This is a genomic window from Bradyrhizobium elkanii USDA 76 (assembly GCF_023278185.1).
In the GTDB taxonomy this organism is placed as follows: Bacteria; Pseudomonadota; Alphaproteobacteria; order Rhizobiales; family Xanthobacteraceae; genus Bradyrhizobium; species Bradyrhizobium elkanii.
This window is the reverse complement of sequence record NZ_CP066356.1, coordinates 3,390,370-3,410,383: the sequence shown is the minus strand read 5'-3', so window position 1 is coordinate 3,410,383 and position 20,014 is coordinate 3,390,370. Positions and strand designations below refer to the sequence as shown.

The 20,014-nt window shown below is 62.3% G+C and carries 16 protein-coding genes; 6 read left to right on the top strand and 10 right to left on the bottom strand.

The annotated features are described in order from the left end of the window. Positions 1-8: 8 nt before the first annotated feature. The 8 genes from JEY66_RS16350 to JEY66_RS16315 all read right to left on the bottom strand — a co-directional run bounded on the left by JEY66_RS16350 (position 9) and on the right by JEY66_RS16315 (position 8,933). Positions 9-551 carry a tripartite tricarboxylate transporter TctB family protein gene (locus JEY66_RS16350; protein ID WP_018272704.1) on the bottom strand — a complete coding sequence of 181 codons (543 nt, stop codon included), beginning with the start codon at positions 549-551 and terminating at the stop codon, positions 9-11. A gap of 76 nt (positions 552-627) precedes the next feature. Then, on the bottom strand, positions 628-1,728 hold the full coding sequence (gene mtnA / locus JEY66_RS16345; RefSeq protein ID WP_018272705.1) for an S-methyl-5-thioribose-1-phosphate isomerase: 1,101 nt from the start codon (positions 1,726-1,728) through the stop codon (positions 628-630). A gap of 41 nt (positions 1,729-1,769) precedes the next feature. Beyond that, a complete protein-coding gene (locus tag JEY66_RS16340; RefSeq protein WP_026193047.1) occupies positions 1,770-2,645 on the bottom strand; it encodes an S-methyl-5'-thioadenosine phosphorylase in 876 nt (291 codons plus the stop codon). Between the two features lie 227 nt (positions 2,646-2,872). Next, positions 2,873-3,850: a Bug family tripartite tricarboxylate transporter substrate binding protein gene (locus tag JEY66_RS16335; protein ID WP_370187708.1), complete on the bottom strand. Its 978-nt coding sequence runs from the start codon at positions 3,848-3,850 to the stop codon at positions 2,873-2,875. A 253-nt stretch (positions 3,851-4,103) separates the two neighbouring features. Next, positions 4,104-4,901, bottom strand: coding sequence for an enoyl-CoA hydratase/isomerase family protein (locus JEY66_RS16330; protein WP_018272708.1), 798 nt, complete (start codon positions 4,899-4,901; stop codon positions 4,104-4,106). Positions 4,902-4,965: 64 nt separating this feature from the next. After that, positions 4,966-6,159, bottom strand: coding sequence for a pyridoxal-phosphate-dependent aminotransferase family protein (locus JEY66_RS16325; protein WP_026193049.1), 1,194 nt, complete (start codon positions 6,157-6,159; stop codon positions 4,966-4,968). Between the two features lie 128 nt (positions 6,160-6,287). Then, on the bottom strand, positions 6,288-7,571 hold the full coding sequence (locus JEY66_RS16320; RefSeq protein WP_018272710.1) for an MFS transporter: 1,284 nt from the start codon (positions 7,569-7,571) through the stop codon (positions 6,288-6,290). Between the two features lie 159 nt (positions 7,572-7,730). Continuing rightward, the gene (locus JEY66_RS16315) at positions 7,731-8,933 is read right to left on the bottom strand and encodes a pyridoxal-phosphate-dependent aminotransferase family protein (protein WP_018272711.1); all 1,203 of its coding nucleotides are present in this window, start codon (positions 8,931-8,933) and stop codon (positions 7,731-7,733) included. Positions 8,934-9,065: 132 nt separating this feature from the next. Here JEY66_RS16315 and JEY66_RS16310 point away from each other — a divergent pair, with 132 nt between their 5' ends. From JEY66_RS16310 to JEY66_RS16300, 3 genes are all read left to right on the top strand, one after another. Further along, entirely contained in the window at positions 9,066-9,818 is a 753-nt protein-coding gene (locus tag JEY66_RS16310; protein WP_018272712.1) for a GntR family transcriptional regulator, read from the top strand. 132 nt (positions 9,819-9,950) lie between these two features. Next, positions 9,951-12,929, top strand: a complete 2,979-nt coding sequence (locus JEY66_RS16305; protein WP_018272713.1) for an FAD-binding and (Fe-S)-binding domain-containing protein — start codon at positions 9,951-9,953, stop codon at positions 12,927-12,929. Continuing rightward, complete coding sequence (locus JEY66_RS16300; RefSeq protein ID WP_018272714.1) at positions 12,922-13,350, top strand: GlcG/HbpS family heme-binding protein; 429 nt, start codon at positions 12,922-12,924, stop codon at positions 13,348-13,350. The genes JEY66_RS16305 and JEY66_RS16300 overlap by 8 nt, the downstream gene beginning before the upstream one ends. 81 nt (positions 13,351-13,431) lie before the next feature. Here JEY66_RS16300 and JEY66_RS16295 read toward each other — a convergent pair whose 3' ends face one another. Beyond that, a complete protein-coding gene (locus JEY66_RS16295; protein WP_129965154.1) occupies positions 13,432-13,779 on the bottom strand; it encodes a hypothetical protein in 348 nt (115 codons plus the stop codon). A 1,337-nt stretch (positions 13,780-15,116) separates the two neighbouring features. Next, on the bottom strand, positions 15,117-15,611 hold the full coding sequence (locus JEY66_RS16285; RefSeq protein ID WP_018272717.1) for a hypothetical protein: 495 nt from the start codon (positions 15,609-15,611) through the stop codon (positions 15,117-15,119). A 421-nt stretch (positions 15,612-16,032) separates the two neighbouring features. On the opposite strand from JEY66_RS16285, the gene JEY66_RS16280 reads away from it, so the two are divergent. The 3 genes from JEY66_RS16280 (at position 16,033) to JEY66_RS16270 (ending at position 19,929) form a co-directional block, all read left to right on the top strand. Continuing rightward, positions 16,033-16,341, top strand: coding sequence for a hypothetical protein (locus JEY66_RS16280; protein WP_018272718.1), 309 nt, complete (start codon positions 16,033-16,035; stop codon positions 16,339-16,341). Positions 16,342-16,973: 632 nt separating this feature from the next. After that, on the top strand, positions 16,974-18,419 hold the full coding sequence (locus tag JEY66_RS16275; protein ID WP_018272719.1) for an MBOAT family O-acyltransferase: 1,446 nt from the start codon (positions 16,974-16,976) through the stop codon (positions 18,417-18,419). 13 nt (positions 18,420-18,432) lie between these two features. Beyond that, a complete protein-coding gene (locus JEY66_RS16270) occupies positions 18,433-19,929 on the top strand; it encodes a hypothetical protein (RefSeq protein WP_018272720.1) in 1,497 nt (498 codons plus the stop codon). Positions 19,930-20,014 lie beyond the last annotated feature (85 nt).

Sequence of the window (20,014 nt, the reverse complement as noted above, 5' to 3'; positions counted from 1 at the left end):
TCGGTTCGCTAGCGGCCGAGAGCCGCTTCGAGCGGCCCCTTTGGCATGATGACGTCGAACGCGACGTCGAACGTTATGAACATCGCGGCTGTGAAGACGAAGGCGGTCAGCAGCGACTTCCACAGCGCGATCTTGCCGACGAGGCGCATGAAGCCAGCGATCAAGAGAAAGCTCGCGACATAGAGGCCGAGATATTGGGTGGCGAGGCAGAACAGCAATGTCGGCACGAACACCGCCATCACCCGGCGAAGCTGGGCGCGGGTGACAAAGGTCTCGGCAGCCTCCTGGCGCGAGACGAAGGCCGCACCCAGGCCATAGAGGCTGGCGCCGCCGAGGATGACCGAGAGGTAGAACGGAAAATAGCCCGGCTGCGGACCGGTCGAGTCCCACGACGCGCCGGTGCGCCAATTGTCCCAGCCGAGCACCACGGCGAGCGCAAGCAACAGCAGCGACACGACGACGTCGACGACGCCGGTACTGACGATCGCCGGCGAGTTATCTTCAGGTGCGGTCGGATCGTCGACGACGATCTCAAGTTCGGTATTGGACATGGATGAGACGGTCTGGGTTGCGAGGGCAACGATTGGGATAGCGTGCTGATGCAACCACCGTCAATGCAGCCTTCAGTTAAACGGTGGAACGTTCGGGAAAGGCGCTCGCAAGTGCAGCACGCTCCGGCTTGAGAACGCCGCGCTCGGTGATCAATCCGGTCACAAGCCGCGCCGGCGTCACGTCGAAGCCGAAATTGGCAACCGACGAGCCGTCCGGAACCACGCGCACGGTCTCGATCCGGCCATCCGCCGTGCGTCCCGTGAGGTGCGTCACCTCGGCGGCCGCGCGCTGCTCGATCGGAATCTGCCTGACGCCGTCATCAATACTAAAGTCGATGGTTGGCGACGGCAGCGCAACATAGAACGGCACGCTGTTGTCGTGGGCCGCGAGCGCTTTCAGATAGGTCCCGATCTTGTTGCAGACGTCGCCATTGGCGGCGACGCGATCGGTCCCGACGATCGCGAGATCGACCATGCGATGCTGCATCAGATGCCCGCCGGTGTTGTCGGGGATCACGGTGTGCGGCACGCCGTGGTGCCCGAGTTCCCAGGCGGTGAGCGAAGCGCCCTGATTGCGCGGCCGCGTCTCGTCGACCCAGACATGGACTGGAATGCCGCGATCATGCGCCTGGTAGATCGGCGATGTCGCCGTTCCCCAATCCACGGTTGCAAGCCAGCCGGCGTTGCAATGCGTCAGGACGTTCACCACCTCGCCCGGCTTCTTGGTCGCGGCGATCGTCTCGATCAGGCCGAGCCCGTGACGGCCGATCTCGCGGTTGATCTCGACATCCTCATCGGCGATCTCGCGCGCGCGGGCATAGGCCGCCTCGGCGCGGGCCGAAGCCGCGAGCGGCGCCAGCGCGCGCTGCATCTCGTCGACGGCCCATTTCAGATTGACCGCGGTCGGCCGGGTCGCCAGCAACATCCTGCCGGCGCGCTCGAGCGCCGCGTCGGAGGCATCGGCGCGCATCGCGAGCGCCACGCCATAAGCGGCGGTGGCGCCGATCAGCGGCGCGCCGCGGACCAGCATCGAGCGGATCGCCTCGCCGGCCTCGTCCGCGGTGGTGAGTTTGGCGACGATGAACTCATGCGGCAGCCGGCGCTGATCGATCGCGCCGACCGACCAGCCGTCGGGCTCGAGCCAGATGCTGCGAAAATGTCGTCCATCGACTTTCATGTCCTACGCCCTTCGCGTCGCGCGCTCGCTAGAGGACTTGCTCACGACCGTAACACCCGTCCGGCGACGGCATCGAGCTTGGCCAGCAGCTGCGGATCGCGGGCCGCGGGCGCCGTGATCAGCGCGGTATCAAGTGCCCGATCCGAACCGACCGGGCACGGCTCGTGCTCGCGAGGGAAATCCCGCGCCAGCCGCGCGACCAGCGCCTTTGCTTTCTCGGCGTTCGAATTCAGCACACGGATGATATCCTGCACCGTCACGGCATCATGCGCCGGATGCCAGCAATCGAAATCGGTGACCATTGCCACGCTGGCGTAGCAGACCTCGGCCTCGCGGGCGAGCTTGGCTTCCGGCATGTTGGTCATGCCGATCACCGAATAGCCCTGCGCTTTGTAGGTCAGGCTTTCGGCGAGCGAGGAGAACTGCGGCCCCTCCATGCAGAGGTAGGTGCCGCCGCGGGCGAACGCGATGTCTTCGGCCTCGGCAGCAGCCGCCAGATGCCTCGCCAGCAACGGCGACACCGGATGCGCCATCGAGACATGCGCGACGCAGCCCTTGCCGAAGAACGAGCTCTCGCGCTTGTGGGTGCGATCGACGAACTGGTCGACCAATACAAACGTGCCCGGCGGCAGCTCTTCCTTGAACGAGCCGCACGCGGAAAGCGCGACGAGGTCGGTGACCCCTGCCCGCTTCAGCACATCGACGTTGGCGCGATAGTTGATGTCGGACGGCGACAGGGCGTGTCCATGGCCGTGGCGCGGCAGGAACACGATCGGCAGCCCCGCCATCTCGCCGCGTCGGAGCGGCGCCGACGGCTCGCCCCAGGGGCTTGTGATCGCCTCCTCGCGGACGTTTTCCAGGCCCGGCAGATCGTAGATCCCGGATCCACCGATGATCCCCAACACGGCTTTGGTCATGATCGCTCCACACGGTCCCGCAACGGCGCCGGAGGGGTGACCCAGCCCGATCGGGCTCGCCGGACGTTCGGCCATACTGCGGCGCAGTAATCACTGCGCGGCTGCCACTTGCAAGGCAATTCCAAGCTAACAGGAAAGCAGCCGGCCCAGGCACCCGAAGGGTGAACCCAGAATCCCGAGATTCCGGGTTCGCTGCTTCGCATCGCCCCGGAATGACGGCGAATCCGCTATTTTGCGACGAACCCTGCCGCATTCATCAGCGAGGCATTCTGCTTGTCGTCATCCTCGAGGAACTCGACCATGTCCTTGCCGGTGAGGAAGATCGGCTTCAGCGCCTGCTTCTCCATGTAGTCCTTGTATTCAGCCGTCTGCGTCACCTTCTGAAACAGGTCGACATAGAACGCCTGCTGCTCCTGCGTGACCTTGCCCGGCAGGAACATCGCGCGCAGCATCAGATACTGCACGTCGAGCCCCTCTTCCTTGCAGGTCGGGACGTCGTTCCAGGATTGCGTGTCGGTGACCTTGCTCTTGTAGGAGATGCGCTCCTTGTCGAACACGCAGAGCGCGCGAACCTGTCCGGCGCGCCAGACTTCGAGGTTCTCGCTGGGATTGTTGACGTTGGACTCGGTGTGGCCGCCGACCAGCTGGGTCGCGGCCTCGCCGCCGGACTTGTACGGCAGGTAGGAGAACTTTGCGCCGGTCTTCTGCTCCATGAAGACGGTCAGCACGTGATCCTCGCGCTTGGAGCCCGTGCCGCCCATCTTGAACGGCGCGCTCGCCGCCTTCGCGGCAGCGATGAACTCCTTCACGGTCTTCGGACCGGAGGCGTTGTCCCACAACACGAACTGGTCGAGCGCGATCACCGACACCGGGGTGAGGTCGCGCCAGTTGAACGGAATCTTGGCCGACAGCGGCAGCATGTAGATCAGCGAATAGGCGATCAGCACCTTGTTGGGATCACCCTCGCTGGACTTCATGTACATCAGCGCTTCCGCACCCGACGCGCCGCCCTTCAGCGACACCACCATCGGCTGCTTCATCAGATTGTTCTTCTGGATCGCCGCCTGCATCATGCGCGCCATCTGGTCTGACGCGCCGCCGGCACCGGCCGCGACCACGATTTCGACCGGCTTGCTCGGCTCCCAGCCGGCAAAGGCCGGCGTGCTCAGCAAGAGGGCCGCGATTGCAGCCGTGGTTTTTACAATCTGTCCCACGTGTTTCTTCCCTATCTATTTGTTCGGCTTGGTAAAACCTGCGAGGTGGCGGGCTCGCGTCATTGTGCCGAGAATGAAGGTGAGTTCAAGCCGCGAACTGCCGCATGGCCTATGACTTTGGAATGAGGTGGGGACGCTCAGGACCAACAATCAAAACAGCGCGGAGTCCGTCTCGGGCCCACGCCTTCTGACAACGGGGATCAATGCGAAAAGCGCGCTTTCCGCCAGGATTCCAGGACGACCGTTACTTGCCCTTGAAGTTGGGCGCGCGCTTGTTGAGGAAGGCGTCCATGCCCTCGCGGAAATCTTCGCTCATATAGGCGCGCAGGATCAAATCCTCGCCCTCCTCGCGCGACAGCGTGCGGCGGATGCGGCGCACCGCCTCCTTGGTCACTTCGAGCGTGATCGGCGCGTGGCCGGCGACGAGCTTCGCCGTCTCGGTTGCGCGGCGCTGCAACGTTTCCACATCGGGGACGACTTCGTTCAACAGCCCGAGCGCCAGCGCTTCCGGCGCCTCGACGAGGCGCGCCTTGAAGATCAGATCCTTGGTCCGCGCCGGACCGATCAGCGACACCAGCCGCGAGATGTTGGACATCGAGAGGCAGTTGCCGAGCGTGCGCGCAATCGGGAAGCCGATCCGCGTCGCCTCGGTACCGATCCGGATATCGCAGCAGGCGGCGATGCCAGCGCCGCCGCCGGTGCAGGCGCCGGCGATGGCCGCGATCACGGGCACACGGCACTGCTCGAGCGTACCCAGCACGCGGTCGATCCGCGCCTCATAGTCGAGCGCATCCTGCGCCGTCTTGAACGCGCGGAACTGCGAGATGTCGGTGCCCGAGGCGAACGCCTTGTCGCCGGCGCCGGTCATGATCACCGCCTTGATGGAGCGATCCTGATTGATGTTCTCGCAGATCGCCGCCATCTGCTCGTACATTGCAAAGGTCAGCGCATTGCGCGCCTGCGGCCGGTTGAACGTGATGCGCGCGATCCCGTCCTCGACGGAGTAGATCAGGTCTTCGGTCGAACTGACGGGCGCGTTCATGTCTCGCTCTTTCTGTTGTTTGCGATTCGATTTCAGGCGACAGCCTTTTTAAGCGACAGCCTTTTTAAGCGACAGCCTTCGACTGCGCGGCGTCGCGGCCCTTCAGGACCTCCATCGCCGCCAGCACGCCGCCGCTGCGATGCGGCACCTTGGCCAGATCAAGGCCCATCTCGACGCCGGACAGCGCGCCCATCAGCATCAGGTCGTTGAAGTGCCCGATGTGGCCGATCCGGAACACCTTGCCCTTGACCTTGTTGAGGCCGGTGCCGAGCGACATGTCGAAATTCTCCAGCACGACCTTGCGGAAGTGGTCGGCGTCGTGGCCGTCAGGTACCCGCACCGCGGTCAGCGCCGGCGAGTGCGCGCCCTGCTCCTGGCACTGCGTCTCGAGGCCCCAGACCTTGATCGCCGCGCGAGTCGCTTCGCTGTGGCGCTTGTGGCGGGCGAAGACGTTCTCCATGCCCTCCTCCTCCAGCATCTTCACGGCCTCACGCAGGCCGAACAGGAGGTTGGTCGCCGGCGTATAGGGCCAGGTGCCGGCCTTGTTGATGTTGATGACTTCCTGCCAATCCCAATAGGAGCGCATGCCCGGATTGGCCTTGGCCACGGCGAGCGCCTTCTCGGACACGGCGTTAAAGCCGAGGCCGGGCGGCAGCATCAGCCCCTTCTGGGAGCCGGCGATGGAGACATCGATGCCCCAGGCATCATGCTCATATTCCAGCGAGCCGAGGCCGGAGATGGTGTCGACCATCAAGAGCGCCGGATGCTTCAGCGTGTCGAGGATCTTGCGGACGTCGCGCGGATAGGTGACGCAGGCGGTCGAGGTCTCGTTATGGACGACGCAGACCGCCTTGATCTTGTGCGCCTTGTCGGCGGACAGCCTGGCCTCGATCTGCTCGAGGTCGGCGCCGTGGCGCCAGTCGCCCGCGATGAAATCAACGTCGAGCTTGAACTTGTCGGCAATGCCATGCCACAGCACGGCGAACTGACCGGTCTCGCACATCAGAACCTTGTCGCCGGGCTGCAGCGTGTTGACGATCGCGGCCTCCCAGGCGCCGGTCCCCGACGACGGGTAGACGATCACGGGCTGCTTGGTCCGGAATACACGCTGCATCGCAGAAAGCACGGCAAAACCGATCTCGGCAAACTCGGGACCGCGATGGTCCATGGTCGGCATATCCATGGCCCGCAGCACCCGGTCCGGCACGTTGGTCGGTCCCGGAATCTGCAGAAAATGCCTTCCAGTATGCACGGTCATGAGCGTCTTTCCCGGTCTCGTCTTGGTCGTGGTGAGCCGCTCGCATATCACTATTCGCCGGGTTTGTCCTAGGCCCGGCGGGGGTCCGTCATGCATATCTGACGGCGCTCCGCCGGGCCGGCAGCGCCTTATTCGGCGGCCACCACCTTGCCCGGCGCCACCAGTTCGCCGGTCTCCTCGAACGGCCGCTCGGGGTGCATCAGGAACGCCGAGAAGCCACCGACCAGCAGGAGGCCCATCGACATCAGGAACGGCAGGTACCAGTTTCCGGTGGCGTCGATGACGAAGCCGGCGACCAGCGGCGAGACGATGGCCGCGAAAGCCGAGCCGGTGTTCATGATCCCCGCGGCGGTGCCGGAATATTTCGCCGCGATGTCCATCGGGATCGACCACATCGGCCCGATCACGAGCTCGGCACAGAAGAAGCCGGCCGACAGGCAGAGCGCCACCACCGTGATGTCGTGAACGAACAGGATCGGCATCAGCGACAGCAGCGCGCCGGCGAAGCCCACGACCGTCACGCTGAGCCGCGCCAGCCGCACATTGCCGGTGCGCTCGAGGATGCGGTCGGAGATGACGCCGCCGATGCTGTCGCCGACGACGCCGGCAAAGAACACGCCGGATGCGAAGAGCGCCGAGTTCTTCAGATCGAGGCTGTAGTTGTTCTTGAAGAACAGCGGCAGCCAGTTGAGATAGAGCCACAGGCACCAGCCGTAGCAGAAATAGGTCAGCGTCACCGGCCACATCCGCTGCATCAGCGGTCCCCACGGCACCTTTGGCCGCTCGCCCTGGGGACGCGGCGGCAATGTCGCAAGCTCGGCCGCGGTGATCGAGCCATGGTCCCTCGGCTCGTTGCGGAAGTACCAGACCCACGCGACGCCCCAGATCAGGCTGACAACGCCGAGCACGACGAACGCGCCGCGCCAGGTCAGCCAGAGGATCAGGAGCGCGACCACCGGCGGGGTGATGGCATTGCCGAGCCGCGCGAATGAATGCGTCAGGCCTTGCGCGAAGCCGCGGCGGTTCGCCGGCGTCCAGTACTGCATCGCGCGCGTCGCGGTCGGAAACGTCGCGCCTTCGCCGAACCCCAGCGCGAAACGCGCGACGAACAGCGCGGCAAGACCATGGACAAAGCCGGTCATGATGGTCGCGGCGGCCCAGATCATGCCGCACCAGAACAAGGTCTGGCGCGGCCCGAAGCGATCGCCGACCCAGCCGCCGATCACCTGGAACAGCAGGTACGGATAGGCGAAGGCCGAGAACACCAGACCGACCTCTGTGTTGGACAGGCCGAGCTCCTTCTGGATCTCGCCGGCCGCGGTGCCGATGTTCACCCGGTCCACATAGGTGATGAAGTACATCACGCAGAGCATGGCCAAAACGACATGGGTGGCCTTGAACCGAAGCCTCATATCATCCCCTCCCCCGATCCGCGATTGTTGTGAGTTCGTTGTGCTGCGGATGCCGTGGCTGCTAGAGCTTCGGCTCTGATTAGATCAGAACCGAAGCTCTAGATTTTTGTTGACGCGTTTTCTTTACGCGAACCGGCGTCCACTTTGCTCGAAAACGCTCTAAGTGCTGACCACCTTCAGATGCGACGACGCGTTGCGCTGGTCGCGCTGCTCGAGAAGCCGCATCGCGGCCTCGACGCCGCCCGGGCGATGCGGGACGCCGGCGACCGACAGCCCCATCTCGACGCCGGTCAGCGCGCCAAGCAGCGTCAGTTCGTTGCACTCGCCGAGATGACCGATGCGAAACACCTTGCCCGCGACCTTCGACAGGCCGGCACCGAGCGACATGTTGAAATTGTCGAGCACGACCTTGCGGAACTGATCGGCATCATGGCCGGGCGGCATCATCACCGCGGTCAGCACCGGCGAGAATTCCGAGGGCTCCTGGCACAGCACCTCGAGCCCCCACTGATTGACGGCGGCGCGCGTGGCGGCGGCCAGTCGCTGATGGCGGGCGAACACGTTGTCGAGCCCCTCCTCCAACAGCATCGCGATGGCCTCGCGCAGCCCGTAGAGCAGGTTCGTCGCCGGCGTATAGGGGAAGAAGCCCTTGGCGTTCGGCTTCAGCATTTCCTCCCAGTCGAAATAGGAGCGCGGCAGCTTATTGGTGCGCGACGCGGCGCGCGCCTTCTCCGAGATGGCGTTGAAGCCGAGGCCGGGCGGCAGCATGAAGCCCTTCTGCGAGCAGCTGACGCTGACGTCGACCTTCCACTCGTCGTGCCGGTAATCGACCGAGCCGAGCGAAGAAATGGTGTCGACCATCAGGAGCGCCGGATGCGCGGCGCGGTCGATCGCGGCACGGATGTCGGCGATCCGGCTGGTCGCGCCGGTCGAGGTCTCGTTGTGGACGACCATCACCGCCTTGATGCTGTGCGCGGTGTCGGCGGCGAGCCTTGCTTCAATCTGGGCGGGGTCGGCGCCGCGGCGCCAGTCGCCGGGCATGAAATCCACCTCGATGCCGAAACGGCCGGCCATTTGCCTCCACAGGGTAGCGAAGTGGCCGGTCTCGACCATCAGGACCTTCTCGCCCGGCGACAGCGTGTTGACGATCGCGGCCTCCCAGGCGCCGGTCCCGGACGACGGGAAGATCACCACCGGACCCCTGGTCTGAAACACCTTCTGGCTGCCCTCGAGCACGGCACAGCCGAGCGCGGCGAATTCGGCGCTGCGGTGGTCGATGACCGGCATATCCATCGCGCGAAGAATGCGATCCGGGACCGGGCTCGGCCCGGGAATCTGCAGAAAATGGCGCCCTTGATGCATGAGAACCTCCCAATCGCCGGATTTCGGCTCCTCGGTGAGCTATTTTGCATTCATTTTTTGTCTTTTCAATCCAATTTTGGTATTCGATCGAGAGCATCGACGTGACCGCGCCGGCAAATTATTGTTCAGAATATGAAATCCGCGATTCCCGAAGCCGGGGTTCCGATCAGCCCGCCCGCCGCCGGCAATGGCAGCGACCGCCAGGAGGCCTCGCTTCACGGCGAGATCCTGCTGCGGCTCCGCGACTATGTGGTGGAAGGCAACATTCCCGACGGCGCCCGCGTTCCAGAGCGGCAACTCTGCGAGATGCTGGGCATTTCCAGGACGCCGCTGCGCGAGGCGCTCAAGGTGCTGGCCGCCGAGGGCCTGATCGAGCTCTTGCCCAACCGCGGCGCGCGAGTGCGCCGGCTCAGCCCACGCGACCTCGAGGAGCTGTTCGACGTCATGGCCGGACTCGAGAGCCTGGCCGGACGGCTGGCGTGCGAGATCATCACCGACGAGGAAATCGTCGCGATCGAGCGGCTGCACTACGAGATGTACGGCCATTATCTGCACCGCGATATGCATGGCTATTTCCAGACCAACCAGCAAATCCACGAAAGCATCGTTGCGGCTGCGCGCAACGAGACGCTGAAGGCCACCTACGCCAACTTCGCCGGCCGCATCCGCCGTGTCCGCTATTCGGCCAATTTCGCCCGCAAGCGGCAGCGTTGGGCCGAGGCAATGCGCGAGCACGAGGCGATCCTCGATGCGCTGCGCCGGCGCGCGGCAAGCGAGCTCAGCGACATCCTGTTCCAGCACCTGCGCAACAAGCGGGCCGCCGCCATCGATCACCTCGCAGAGGGACCGGACAGCGGCCTGGAGACGACGCCCCAGAGCGACTAAAGGGGGCGGCACAAGGATGGCTGGAGGGCAGCTATCCTTGCCCATTATGAATTCATAATGTAATTCTCACGTCGAGATAATGCATAATCCATGAGCAGCCACGGTCGCGTCATGGATCACATCGGATCTGGGATGAAGAACGCCTCCTCGCTCGAACAGTGCCTGCGGTCCGAACTGACCGGCGACATCTTCTTCGACGCCTTCAACCGCGGCCGCTACGCGACCGACGCCTCGTTCTACCAGATCATGCCGGCCGGCGTGGTGGTGCCGCGAACCGTCGACGAGGCGCTGCGGGCGCTTGCGATCGTCCGCGACGCCGGGCGGATCGTCACCCCACGCGGCGGCGGCACCTCGCAATGCGGCCAGACCGTCAATGACGGCATCGTCGTCGACCTGTCCAAGCACCTGAACCGGATCCTCTCGCTCGACGTCGAGAATCGGACCTGCGTGGTCGAGCCCGGCATCGTGCTCGACGATCTCAACCGGCAACTGAAGAAGCATGGGCTGTGGTTTCCGGTCGACGTCTCGACCGCATCGCGCGCCACGATCGGCGGCATGGCCGGCAACAATTCCTGCGGCGGCCGCTCGCTGCGCTACGGCACCATGCGCGACAATACGCTGTCGATGGACGCAGCGCTCGCCGACGGCACGCTGCTGCATTTCGGCGAGGTGCCGCGCGACCTGACGCGGGTCAATTCGTCCGACAGCGGACTGAAGCTGTTTCGCGACATGCTCGATCTCGGCGAGCGCGAGGCGCTCGAGATCGCGGACAAATTCCCCAAGGTCCAGCGCCGCGTCGGCGGCTATAACCTCGACGCGCTGGTGCCGCGCAACGCGCCGAACAATCTGGCGCATCTTCTGGTCGGCTCGGAGGGCACCCTCGCCTTTACGACGCAGGTCGAGCTCAAACTATGGCCCGTCATCCGCAACAAGGCGCTCGGCGTCTGCCATTTCGGCAGCTTCTACGAGGCGATGGACGCGGCCCAGCATCTGGTCAAGCTGCGGCCGATCGCAGTCGAGCTGGTCGACCGCACCATGATCGCGCTCGGCCGCGAGATCGCGATGTTCCAGCCGATCATCTCGGCAGCGGTGCGCGGCGATCCGGACGCCATCCTGGTGGTCGAGTTCGCCGAAGAGGACCAGGCCGACAATCTCGCCCGCCTCAAGCAGCTCGGCGAGCTGATGGCCGACCTCGGCTTCGGCTGGGACAAGCCGCAGCGCAAATGGGGCGGCGTGGTCGAGATCGTCGAGCCCGCGCTGCAAACCGGCATCGCCGATTTCCGCGCGGCCGGCCTCAACGTCATGATGTCGATGAAGCAGGAGGGCAAGCCGGTCTCCTTCGTCGAGGATTGCGCGGTGCCGCTGCCGCATCTCGCCGACTACACCGAGCGGCTCAATGCCGTGTTCGCGAGGCACGGCACCCGCGGCACGATGTATGCGCATGCCTCCGAAGGCTGCCTGCATGTGCGCCCGGTGCTCAATCTCAAGCTCGAGAAGGATGTCAAGGCAATGCGCGCCATTGCCGAGGAAGCCTTCGCGATGGTGCGCGAATACAAGGGCTCGCATTCCGGCGAGCACGGCGACGGACTGGTGCGCTCGGAATTCCACGAGGCGATGTTCGGGCAGCGCATCGTGGCCGATTTCCGCGAGGTCAAGCAGCGCTTCGATCCGACCAACACGCTCAACCCGGGCAAGATCGTCGATCCGCCTGCCATGGACGACCGTTCGCTGTTTCGCTTCGCGCCAGATTATCGCGTCGGCGAACTGAAGACGATGCTCGACTGGTCGGCCTATCCCGGCGCCGGCGGCGGTTTCCAGGGCGCCGTCGAGATGTGCAACAACAACGGCGCCTGCCGGAAGCTCGAAGGCGGCGTGATGTGCCCGTCCTATCGTGCCATGCGCAACGAGAAGGACGTTACCCGCGGCCGCGCCAATACGCTGCGGCTGGCGATCTCGGGCCAGTTGGGTGCGGACGCGCTCGCCTCCGACGAGATGATGGAGACGCTAAAACTCTGCGTCTCCTGCAAGGCGTGCCGCCATGAATGTCCGACCGGCGTCGACATGGCCAAGATGAAGATCGAGGTGCTGGCCGCGCGCGCGGCAACGCACGGTCTGTCGCTGCGCGACCGGCTGGTCGGCTATCTGCCGCGCTATGTCGATCTCGCCTCGCGCCTTGCGCCGATCGCGAACTGGCGCAACCGCAGCCCGCTGCTGCGCGCGCTGTTCGAGAAACTCGCCGGGATCAGCGCCAAGCGCGCGCTGCCGGAATTTCGCCGCGACACGTTCCGGCCCGACGCCAGGGCGCTGGGTCCGACGGATGGCCGCGAAGTGGTGCTGTTCGCCGATACGTTCAACCGCGGCTATGAGCGGGAGAATCTCGACGCGGCGATCGAGGTGCTTGTCGCCGGCGGCTATCGCGTACATCTGCCGAGGCCATCGGACGGGGGACGGCCGCCGTGCTGCGGGCGAACGTTCCTGTCGGCCGGACTGGTTGAGCAGGCTCGCGGCGAGCTTGACCGGCTGGTTGCGACCTATGTCCCGTTCGCGGCCCGCGGCGTGCCGATCATTGGTCTCGAGCCAAGCTGCCTGCTGACCCTGCGCGACGAGCTGCTGTCGCTGCGTTCGGATGAGGCCGCCAAGACCGTCAGCGCGCACGCGCTGCTGTTCGAGGAGTTTCTGGTGCGCGAAGCGGAAGCCGGACGACTGGCGTTACCGCTCGGCGCTGTCGCGGGCAAGGCCGTCGTGCACGGCCATTGTCACCAAAAGTCCTTTGGCGCGTTCAAGCCGGTGGAGAAGGTGCTGCGGCTGGTGCCCGGCCTCGACGTCAAGACCATCGAGTCGAGCTGCTGCGGCATGGCCGGCGCGTTCGGCTATGGTGCCGACACCTATCAGGCCTCGATCGAGATGGCTGAACTGTCGCTGCTGCCGGCTGTCAGAGGCGCCGATCAGGACACGCTGATCGTGGCTGACGGGACCTCATGCCGGCACCAGATCAAGGACGGCAGCGGGCGGACGCCGCTGCATGTCGCCAGCGTATTGGCGATGAGCCTGAAACGTGCGAAATCGAATTCCGACACATTGTTACCGACAAAGGAAGAGGCCCATGGCTGAGCTCACTCTCGAAACTGCCCGCAAGATTCTGGATGCCGCGCTGGCCAAGGGGGTCGAGAAGAAGTTCAAGCCGCTGGTCGTCACCATCCTCGACGCCCGCGGCGCGGTGAAGGTGACGGTGGCACAGGACGGCACCAGCCTGATGCGGGCCGAGATCGCCCATGGCAAGGCCTATGGCGCGCTGGCGCTCGGGATGGGATCGCGGGCGCTGTTTCAGCGCGCGCAGGAGCAGGCCTATTTCGTCGACGCCGTGAACACATTGGCGCAGGGGCGGATGGTGCCGGTGCCCGGCGGCGTCCTGATCATGGACGGCGCGACCCTGATCGGGGCCGTCGGCGTCAGCGGCGACACCTCGGACAATGACGAGCTCTGCGCCGTGGCCGGCATCGAGGCTGCCGGCCTGAAGGCCAACGCGGGTTAGACACCGTCTCCTAATTCATACCCTCGCGGGCAGCCATGGCGCTGCGCAATGTTCTACGCATGGCGTAGTAACACCGGCGGTTCAGTTGTCGGGGGTTCGAGTCACTAAGGTGTGACCGCCAGTCACAGGATCTGTGTTGGGCAATGTGGCATAAGCCGCGGAGTCGTCTGTTGTCGAAGAGTGGCTCTTGAGAGCACTGACGATCGAGGAGTAACTATAGCTATGAAAGAAAGTAAAACTCTCGCCTAGCGAATTCGCCCCAAGTGCCGTGCCGTCTCGCTCTCCATATCCAACGTGGAGGTTGAAAGTAATATTGTCTGTATATTGGCTTTCGAAGTACGCAACGACCGCATTAACGTCATTTTGGAAAGCTAAGGGAGGACCTCCTGCGTTGGTCACGCTAGGATCAAAGATAACGGTAATATTCATCGCCTGCTGCTCCTGCGCTTGACTAACCCCTCTCGCGGCCTAAATCGCGCTTGCTGGCAGTTGGATAACTCAATGCCAAACCAGCAGACGGAGTCGACAAAGATCACCGACGACGCTCAGCTGTCCTTACAATGACACTCGCGGAAACAAATTGAATAGGTCAACCGCATTACCACGAATTGGTTAGGGCAGCGGCGCATCCAGCTCTGGGTGCGCCGCTGCCACAGCGGCAGGCTTCTAGCTGAAAGCCCGTGGTGGCCTGCGGCCGCGCATCGAACTTCTCGGGCCGCACGATGGTCGGCCGGATCTCGGGGCCGCAGAGGCCGTCGGACAGCCGCACGGCGTTGCCGAACCATGGCGAAACCAGCCGCCGGGACGTCTGCCGGTTAACGAAGAAGGTTGACCGTACGGACGAAGCCGCTGCCTGCTGGCGCAAAGACCAGCAAGGCCGCGAAGACCCAAAAAAGCACGGCGATCGTTCGCAGCCGCCTGACGAATTCAACACCCTGGCCGCGAACGAGTCCATTCTACCCGATAATAATGTTCCACCAGACGCAATCAATGGAGTAGCGTGTGTGTCCTCCCTCAGTAACAGTTCAGGGACGCGCCCATGTCTGCACTCCAAGCAAAGTTGGAACGGTTTGAGACTTTTGCTGCCGAATGCGAGACGATCGCTGACCGAGCGCTGGATAGGAGCAACCGCGAACTATATCGGCGGCTGGCCGCCCGCTATCGCGAATTGGCGACGGACATGCGGACTGTGATCGCGACTGTGGACGCCGCCGCGTAGGCTCGGCCTAGTGGAGCGGGCCTATGGAATTGAACCATATCTCCGTCCTTGGACAGGGCAGCGCTCAGCCTTGAGCTGGCCCGCAGCGCATCGAACATAAGTGGCAACCGCTTTTCAGTTCGTAAACGGCAGACCGCTGATTTTATCGAACGCGCCTCTGCTCCGATGCTTCCGGCTGCTATGATCTCGCGACATGCGACGAGGCATTATTCCTATAGGCCATTCGAGGCGAACTGGAGTGCATAATGCGACTGCCCTTGATGATGATCGTTGGTGCCGCTGTCCTGACGCTGGCCGGCTGCTTCGAAGGCCCTCCGGGCGCCCCGGGTCCTGCAGGTCCCCGAGGCGAAAAGGGTGCTCAAGGTGCGCAGGGGGAGAAGGGTGAAAAAGGAGACCCCGGCCCTAAGGGTGATAAGGGCGACAAAGGCGACCAAGGCGATCCCGGCAAAGATGCTCCGGCGTCGGCGGCAAGGAGACGATAGCAAGCGTTCCGCGCAGTCCAGCGCTTCGGGCAAGACGATCCAACGTGTCACTTGCAACTTCACGGCTAGTCGCCCGGCGCCTCCTCCACCTCCAAAAAGGAGACGTGGAATGTGATCGGGTGCCTGTTGCCGTCCAAAAGCACGCGGACCTTTGTCCTGGTCGCGCCAACACCGACAATAACGCCGCGTTTCCCCTTTAACCGTGGACCAGCCGAGTGGCCCACGATCACGTGCGCGCCCGCGGTCATTGCATCATTGGCACGCAAAAACCGGATCGGACCAGCCGCACGAGCGGCCCCGGGCAATTCCGCGACTAAACTCGGCAGGCCGTCTGCCTTGCCCTCCTGCACCGACCCGACGGGCAGACTTGCGGTCGTCCTCTTTGCCGATTTGAACCATTTAGCCGGCAGACCCAGCATGTAGCCGCGTCGTCGAAGATCCTCACAAGTTTTGTTCAGGGCCGCTGCGATGTCCTTTTCCGGCGTTCTCTTCATGACCAAATGCCAGAAGAGCTCGTCCTGCTCGCGCGTCCAGCCTTCCGAATTTTCGCTCATCATCATCAAGTCATGGAAAATGGGGTTTGTAGATAACAGGCTCGCGTCGAGGTTCCCAAGCTGAGCCTCCTACTACCGTCGAACGTGACAGTCGCCTGCTTTGTCAGCTATTCGGCAATACCCGCTCGGACGGCCCTGTTCGCGAACAAGCAGGCAGCGGAATGCTGTCCCCGATCGTATCCTTTGGCGTGGCCCAGGCGCCAACCTGCGAAAAAGCAGACGCCACCGAACACCACTAACGCAATAAAATACACCTTGGTCCGTCCCCTGGCACAAGATCTTAATAGAGCTCTGTTACACTACTTCCGTAAACGTTTCACCCGAGCAGCCGCCTCCCCGCAATTTTACGGGGACTCCGTAGCTTGTAAGTCCGGGGCGCTTGCCTAAACCTACGTGCCTATTTTGACCCTCCATTTCGAGCCTACCCATGCTGAAGAATGTCCTTTGCATCCTTATCGGATTGTTCGGCCTCGTCGCTGCGGCTTCCGCGCAGCCCAACACGATCGACTGTTCGGCGTTCTCAAAGCGACCGGATGGCACGTGGTATGTAGGAGCCCCGACGACCTTTGACGTCGGCCAAACCACATCGATAACTGTCGCTGCCCGGGCAGTGGGCCACAACTTCATGAATATCGCGGGCGACGACCTGTTCGACTTGATCGAAGCCAAGTGCGGAAACGACCAACAGCAACGAGCCGCGCCAGGCCACGCGGTCAACGCTGGTACTGACCATTGAGAACGTTGCTCCCGAATTGGGAGCAAGTACTTCCGGCTATCATGATTGGTATTGGGGCCGCGCTCGTGCTCCTCGGCCTCCTCGCCCGGCGTCGACATAAGCGACCGGAAGCGGCATGCGACGAAAGCGATCAAGTCGTTGTGCATCCCCGGCCGAAAATGGCATCGCTGCCGCGCTTGCCGTCCACGGACCGCACGAGCCAAGACAGAGAATAGCCCGGCCTACCCATTGGGGTCCGTTTCACGCCGATGTAGCGGACAGCGAGGGTTCAGTGGCCGGCGTCGGCGAATCGTGCCCACGCGTTGCCGGCGTGCCTACTCACATCCGCGCGGTAGCCCAGCTGGTAGGCCGACAAGGAGCCGCCTGTCGTGATCAAAAGCACGAAACAACAAGCATACCTATCGTCAGATTGCTCCCTCTCCGACCGACATCACATTGAAATTGCAACGTTCGAGTGGAGCCAATTGCTCATCCGGGTTTCGTCGGAGGAACCTGGCCGAAGGCATTGGCCTACTAGACCGAACGCCTCGGTTCGCCTATTGCATCCTTGGTAGCGGTGCCGGGGGGACATCGGAGACCCTGGCCTGTACAAGGAGCGAATTCGACGCTCTGATGCCCACTACGGGGACATTGTGCTCTTTTTCAAAACTGACTTTTTGGCCTTCATATTCGGGCCTTTGATCCTTCTGACGGCCACTCTACGCGTCAGCGGCGTGCGCCGCGACCTTTTGCCACTCGGAATCGCGTTCTCGATCGCCTTCCTATACGCGAACGGCAACCTGACGCTGGCGCTCGTCATCGCCTCGATTGTCCTTAACTTCTCAGTCGGGCGGTACCTCCAACTGGACAAGAACCGCCGAGTTTACGTTGGCGCGATCGTCGCGAATCTAGCGATTCTCGGCTATTTCAAGTACTCGATCTTTATCAAGCATACCTTGCTTGGGTTCAGCCTGTCTGGAACCTGGATGTGGGCTCTACCGCTCGGTCTGAGCTTCTTCACGTTCCAGCAAATCGCTTTCCTGTCGGACGTCTATCATAAGCGCATCGGATTCTTCAGCCTGAAGAACTACGCGATGTTCATCCTGTTTTTCCCGCATTACATCGCGGGGCCGATCGTCAACTATCGTCGCGTTTTCGACAGCTACGAGCGCTGGCCCACGTTCAATGCTCGCTCTATCCGGTTTGGGCTGCTCATATTCATGATCGGCATCCTGAAGAAGCTGATCGCTGACTTCTTCGCTCCGATTGCCAACACCTGCTTTGCCAACCAGTCCGCCTTAGACATGTATGGCGCTTGGGCTGGCATGATGGCCTTTACCTTCCAGATCTATTTCGACTTCTCCGGGTACTGCGACATGGCGGTCGGAACCGCTCGCGTGTTCGGCGTCAGCATGCCTTACAATTTCAACTCGCCGTACAAGTCGAGATCCGTGGCCGAGTTTTGGCACCGTTGGCACATCACCCTGTCCAACTGGCTTCGCGACTTCCTTTACATCCCCCTCGGCGGCAGTCGGCATGGCACGCGCCGGACAATGCTGGCCCTCATGCTCACGATGACGTTGGGCGGTCTTTGGCACGGCGCAGGATGGGCGTTCATCGTCTGGGGCTTCGTGCATGGCGCTGCGCTGATCATTCACAGGTACTCGCATATTAAACTGCCCGCCGCGGCAAAGACTCCTGTCCTCTTTGTCTTCGTGGCGCTGACTTGGGTCCTCTTCCGTTCGGAGACGCTGGCCGGCGCCATTGCGCACTACCAAGCTCTCTTCAACTTCGGAGACCTTGGCATCGGAGCCGAGATTCGTAGACTTCTATACCTGTTTGTCCCGTTGGGTGACGACCCTCTCTCTGCCGCCGATGTCAAACCGAACCAAATTCGCGATATCGCGGCCATGCTCGTTGCTGGGTTCATATGCTTCCGGCTTCAAAACTCGCAGAGGATCGCCCTGAGGCTCAGTTCTCGCAAGGTCCACATCCTCCGCAGTGCCGAGATTCCCGTGCTTGCTCTCTTGATCCTCATCCTATCGATGGCGTTCGCAAACCCCGACACAACAAATGCATTTATCTATTTTCAGTTCTAGTTGGCGAATTCACTTGGGAGCGGCCATCGCTACGGGCTTGGCGGTGACGTTTTTCATCGACTCCTTCGCGCTTCCTAGCGGCCTCAAGCCGGAAGGCGTCCTCGTCGAGCCATGGATCTCTGATGTCGATAAACTGCGGAATTACATCTATGCTCAACACAACGACCCGTCGAAGCATACGATCTTTGTGATTGCCGGCTCAAATAGCCTGTTCTCAATTGCCTCCGAGGAGATCACTAAGTCCACCGGTTACAACGTGAACAATTACGGGCTTCACGTCGGCCTGCACCCCGATCTTCTGTTTTCTCAGATTACAACCAAAGTGAAGCCTGGCGATATTGTCGTTGCCCCCTTGGAGTGGATTGATCGTCGTTCCCTCGGGAACGTCTTCGATATCGACAACTACTTCGTCCACTACAGGAAGTCGGTTTCGCTGCCCTGGTACTCAGCCTACGTGCTTTGGACGTCCGTTACATTGAAGCGCTGGTGGTCTGGGCTCGAGGCGTACATTTATGCCCCTGCTGGTGCAGTCAGGTTGTGGGATTTGAAATCGACGGAGGAGATGGAATCGGAGCGAGAAAAATACACCGGCCCCTTCCGCTATGCCTTCTTCTCGCTCGACAAGGATGGAGACCTAAACCCGAAACTTACTATGACCCACACAAGCTGGATGGCGACGGAAGATCCGCGCCCCGGCGTAGTGAGTCCGATCGAGAAGGAAATTCTGGCAACATGGAAAACCCGTTTCGAAAAGCTCGGAGCACGCTTCTTCCTAACCAACCCGGCAATCCTGCAAAATCGTCACGGCTCGTTCCTGACATCTGAATTCTGGGCTGACCTGGAAGCCCGTCGCGCCGCACTGAAGGCCAACGGCACTCCGATCCATTGCGATCCTCTCGCCGCCGTTCTCGCCAGCATCTATCGCTATGACACCGTATGGCATCCGAATGCGACTGGTGCCACAATCTATTCGCAAGGCATGGCAGAATGTCTCGATGAAACTATCCGAGGCGCCGATACAGAAACACGGGCTATTGATCCGGATCAGATGGTTAAGCTGGTGGAAGCGCGCCTAGAGAAGCAGCGCGAGGACTATGGACTTGGCAATCTACCCTTCCAACAACGGCTACGCGATCTGACACAAATTCGCGATGCTTTAGAAGCTTACAAGCGAGACAATGGAGCTTATCCGAAGTCCGTTGGCTACGATGGCATCGCCAGCGATTGGGGTAAGCGCTCGCCCGATTATATTGACGGTCTTGTGCCTCGCTACCTTTCATCATTGCCGGTCGATCCAGCCGGACCTGCCGGACTTCCCGGACAACCCCAATATCTTTACTGGTCCAACGGCGAAGGCTACAAGATCGTTAGCGCCAGCCCAGCCGAGGAATGCGCTGTCGTAGCTGTGAACTGGCCCAAATTGGTGGATCCAGCGAGGCTGGCTAAGAAGGGCGACCTGACAAGTTGCTTCGCTTATGGCTTTTGGACAACCGGACTCGACCTTCAGTAAGTCCTCGAAAGACAGAGCCCAGCACCATATTAGGAATCGGGTATATGGAGGAAACCGGCCTGAAGGGTCACGCTGCGTATTTCGC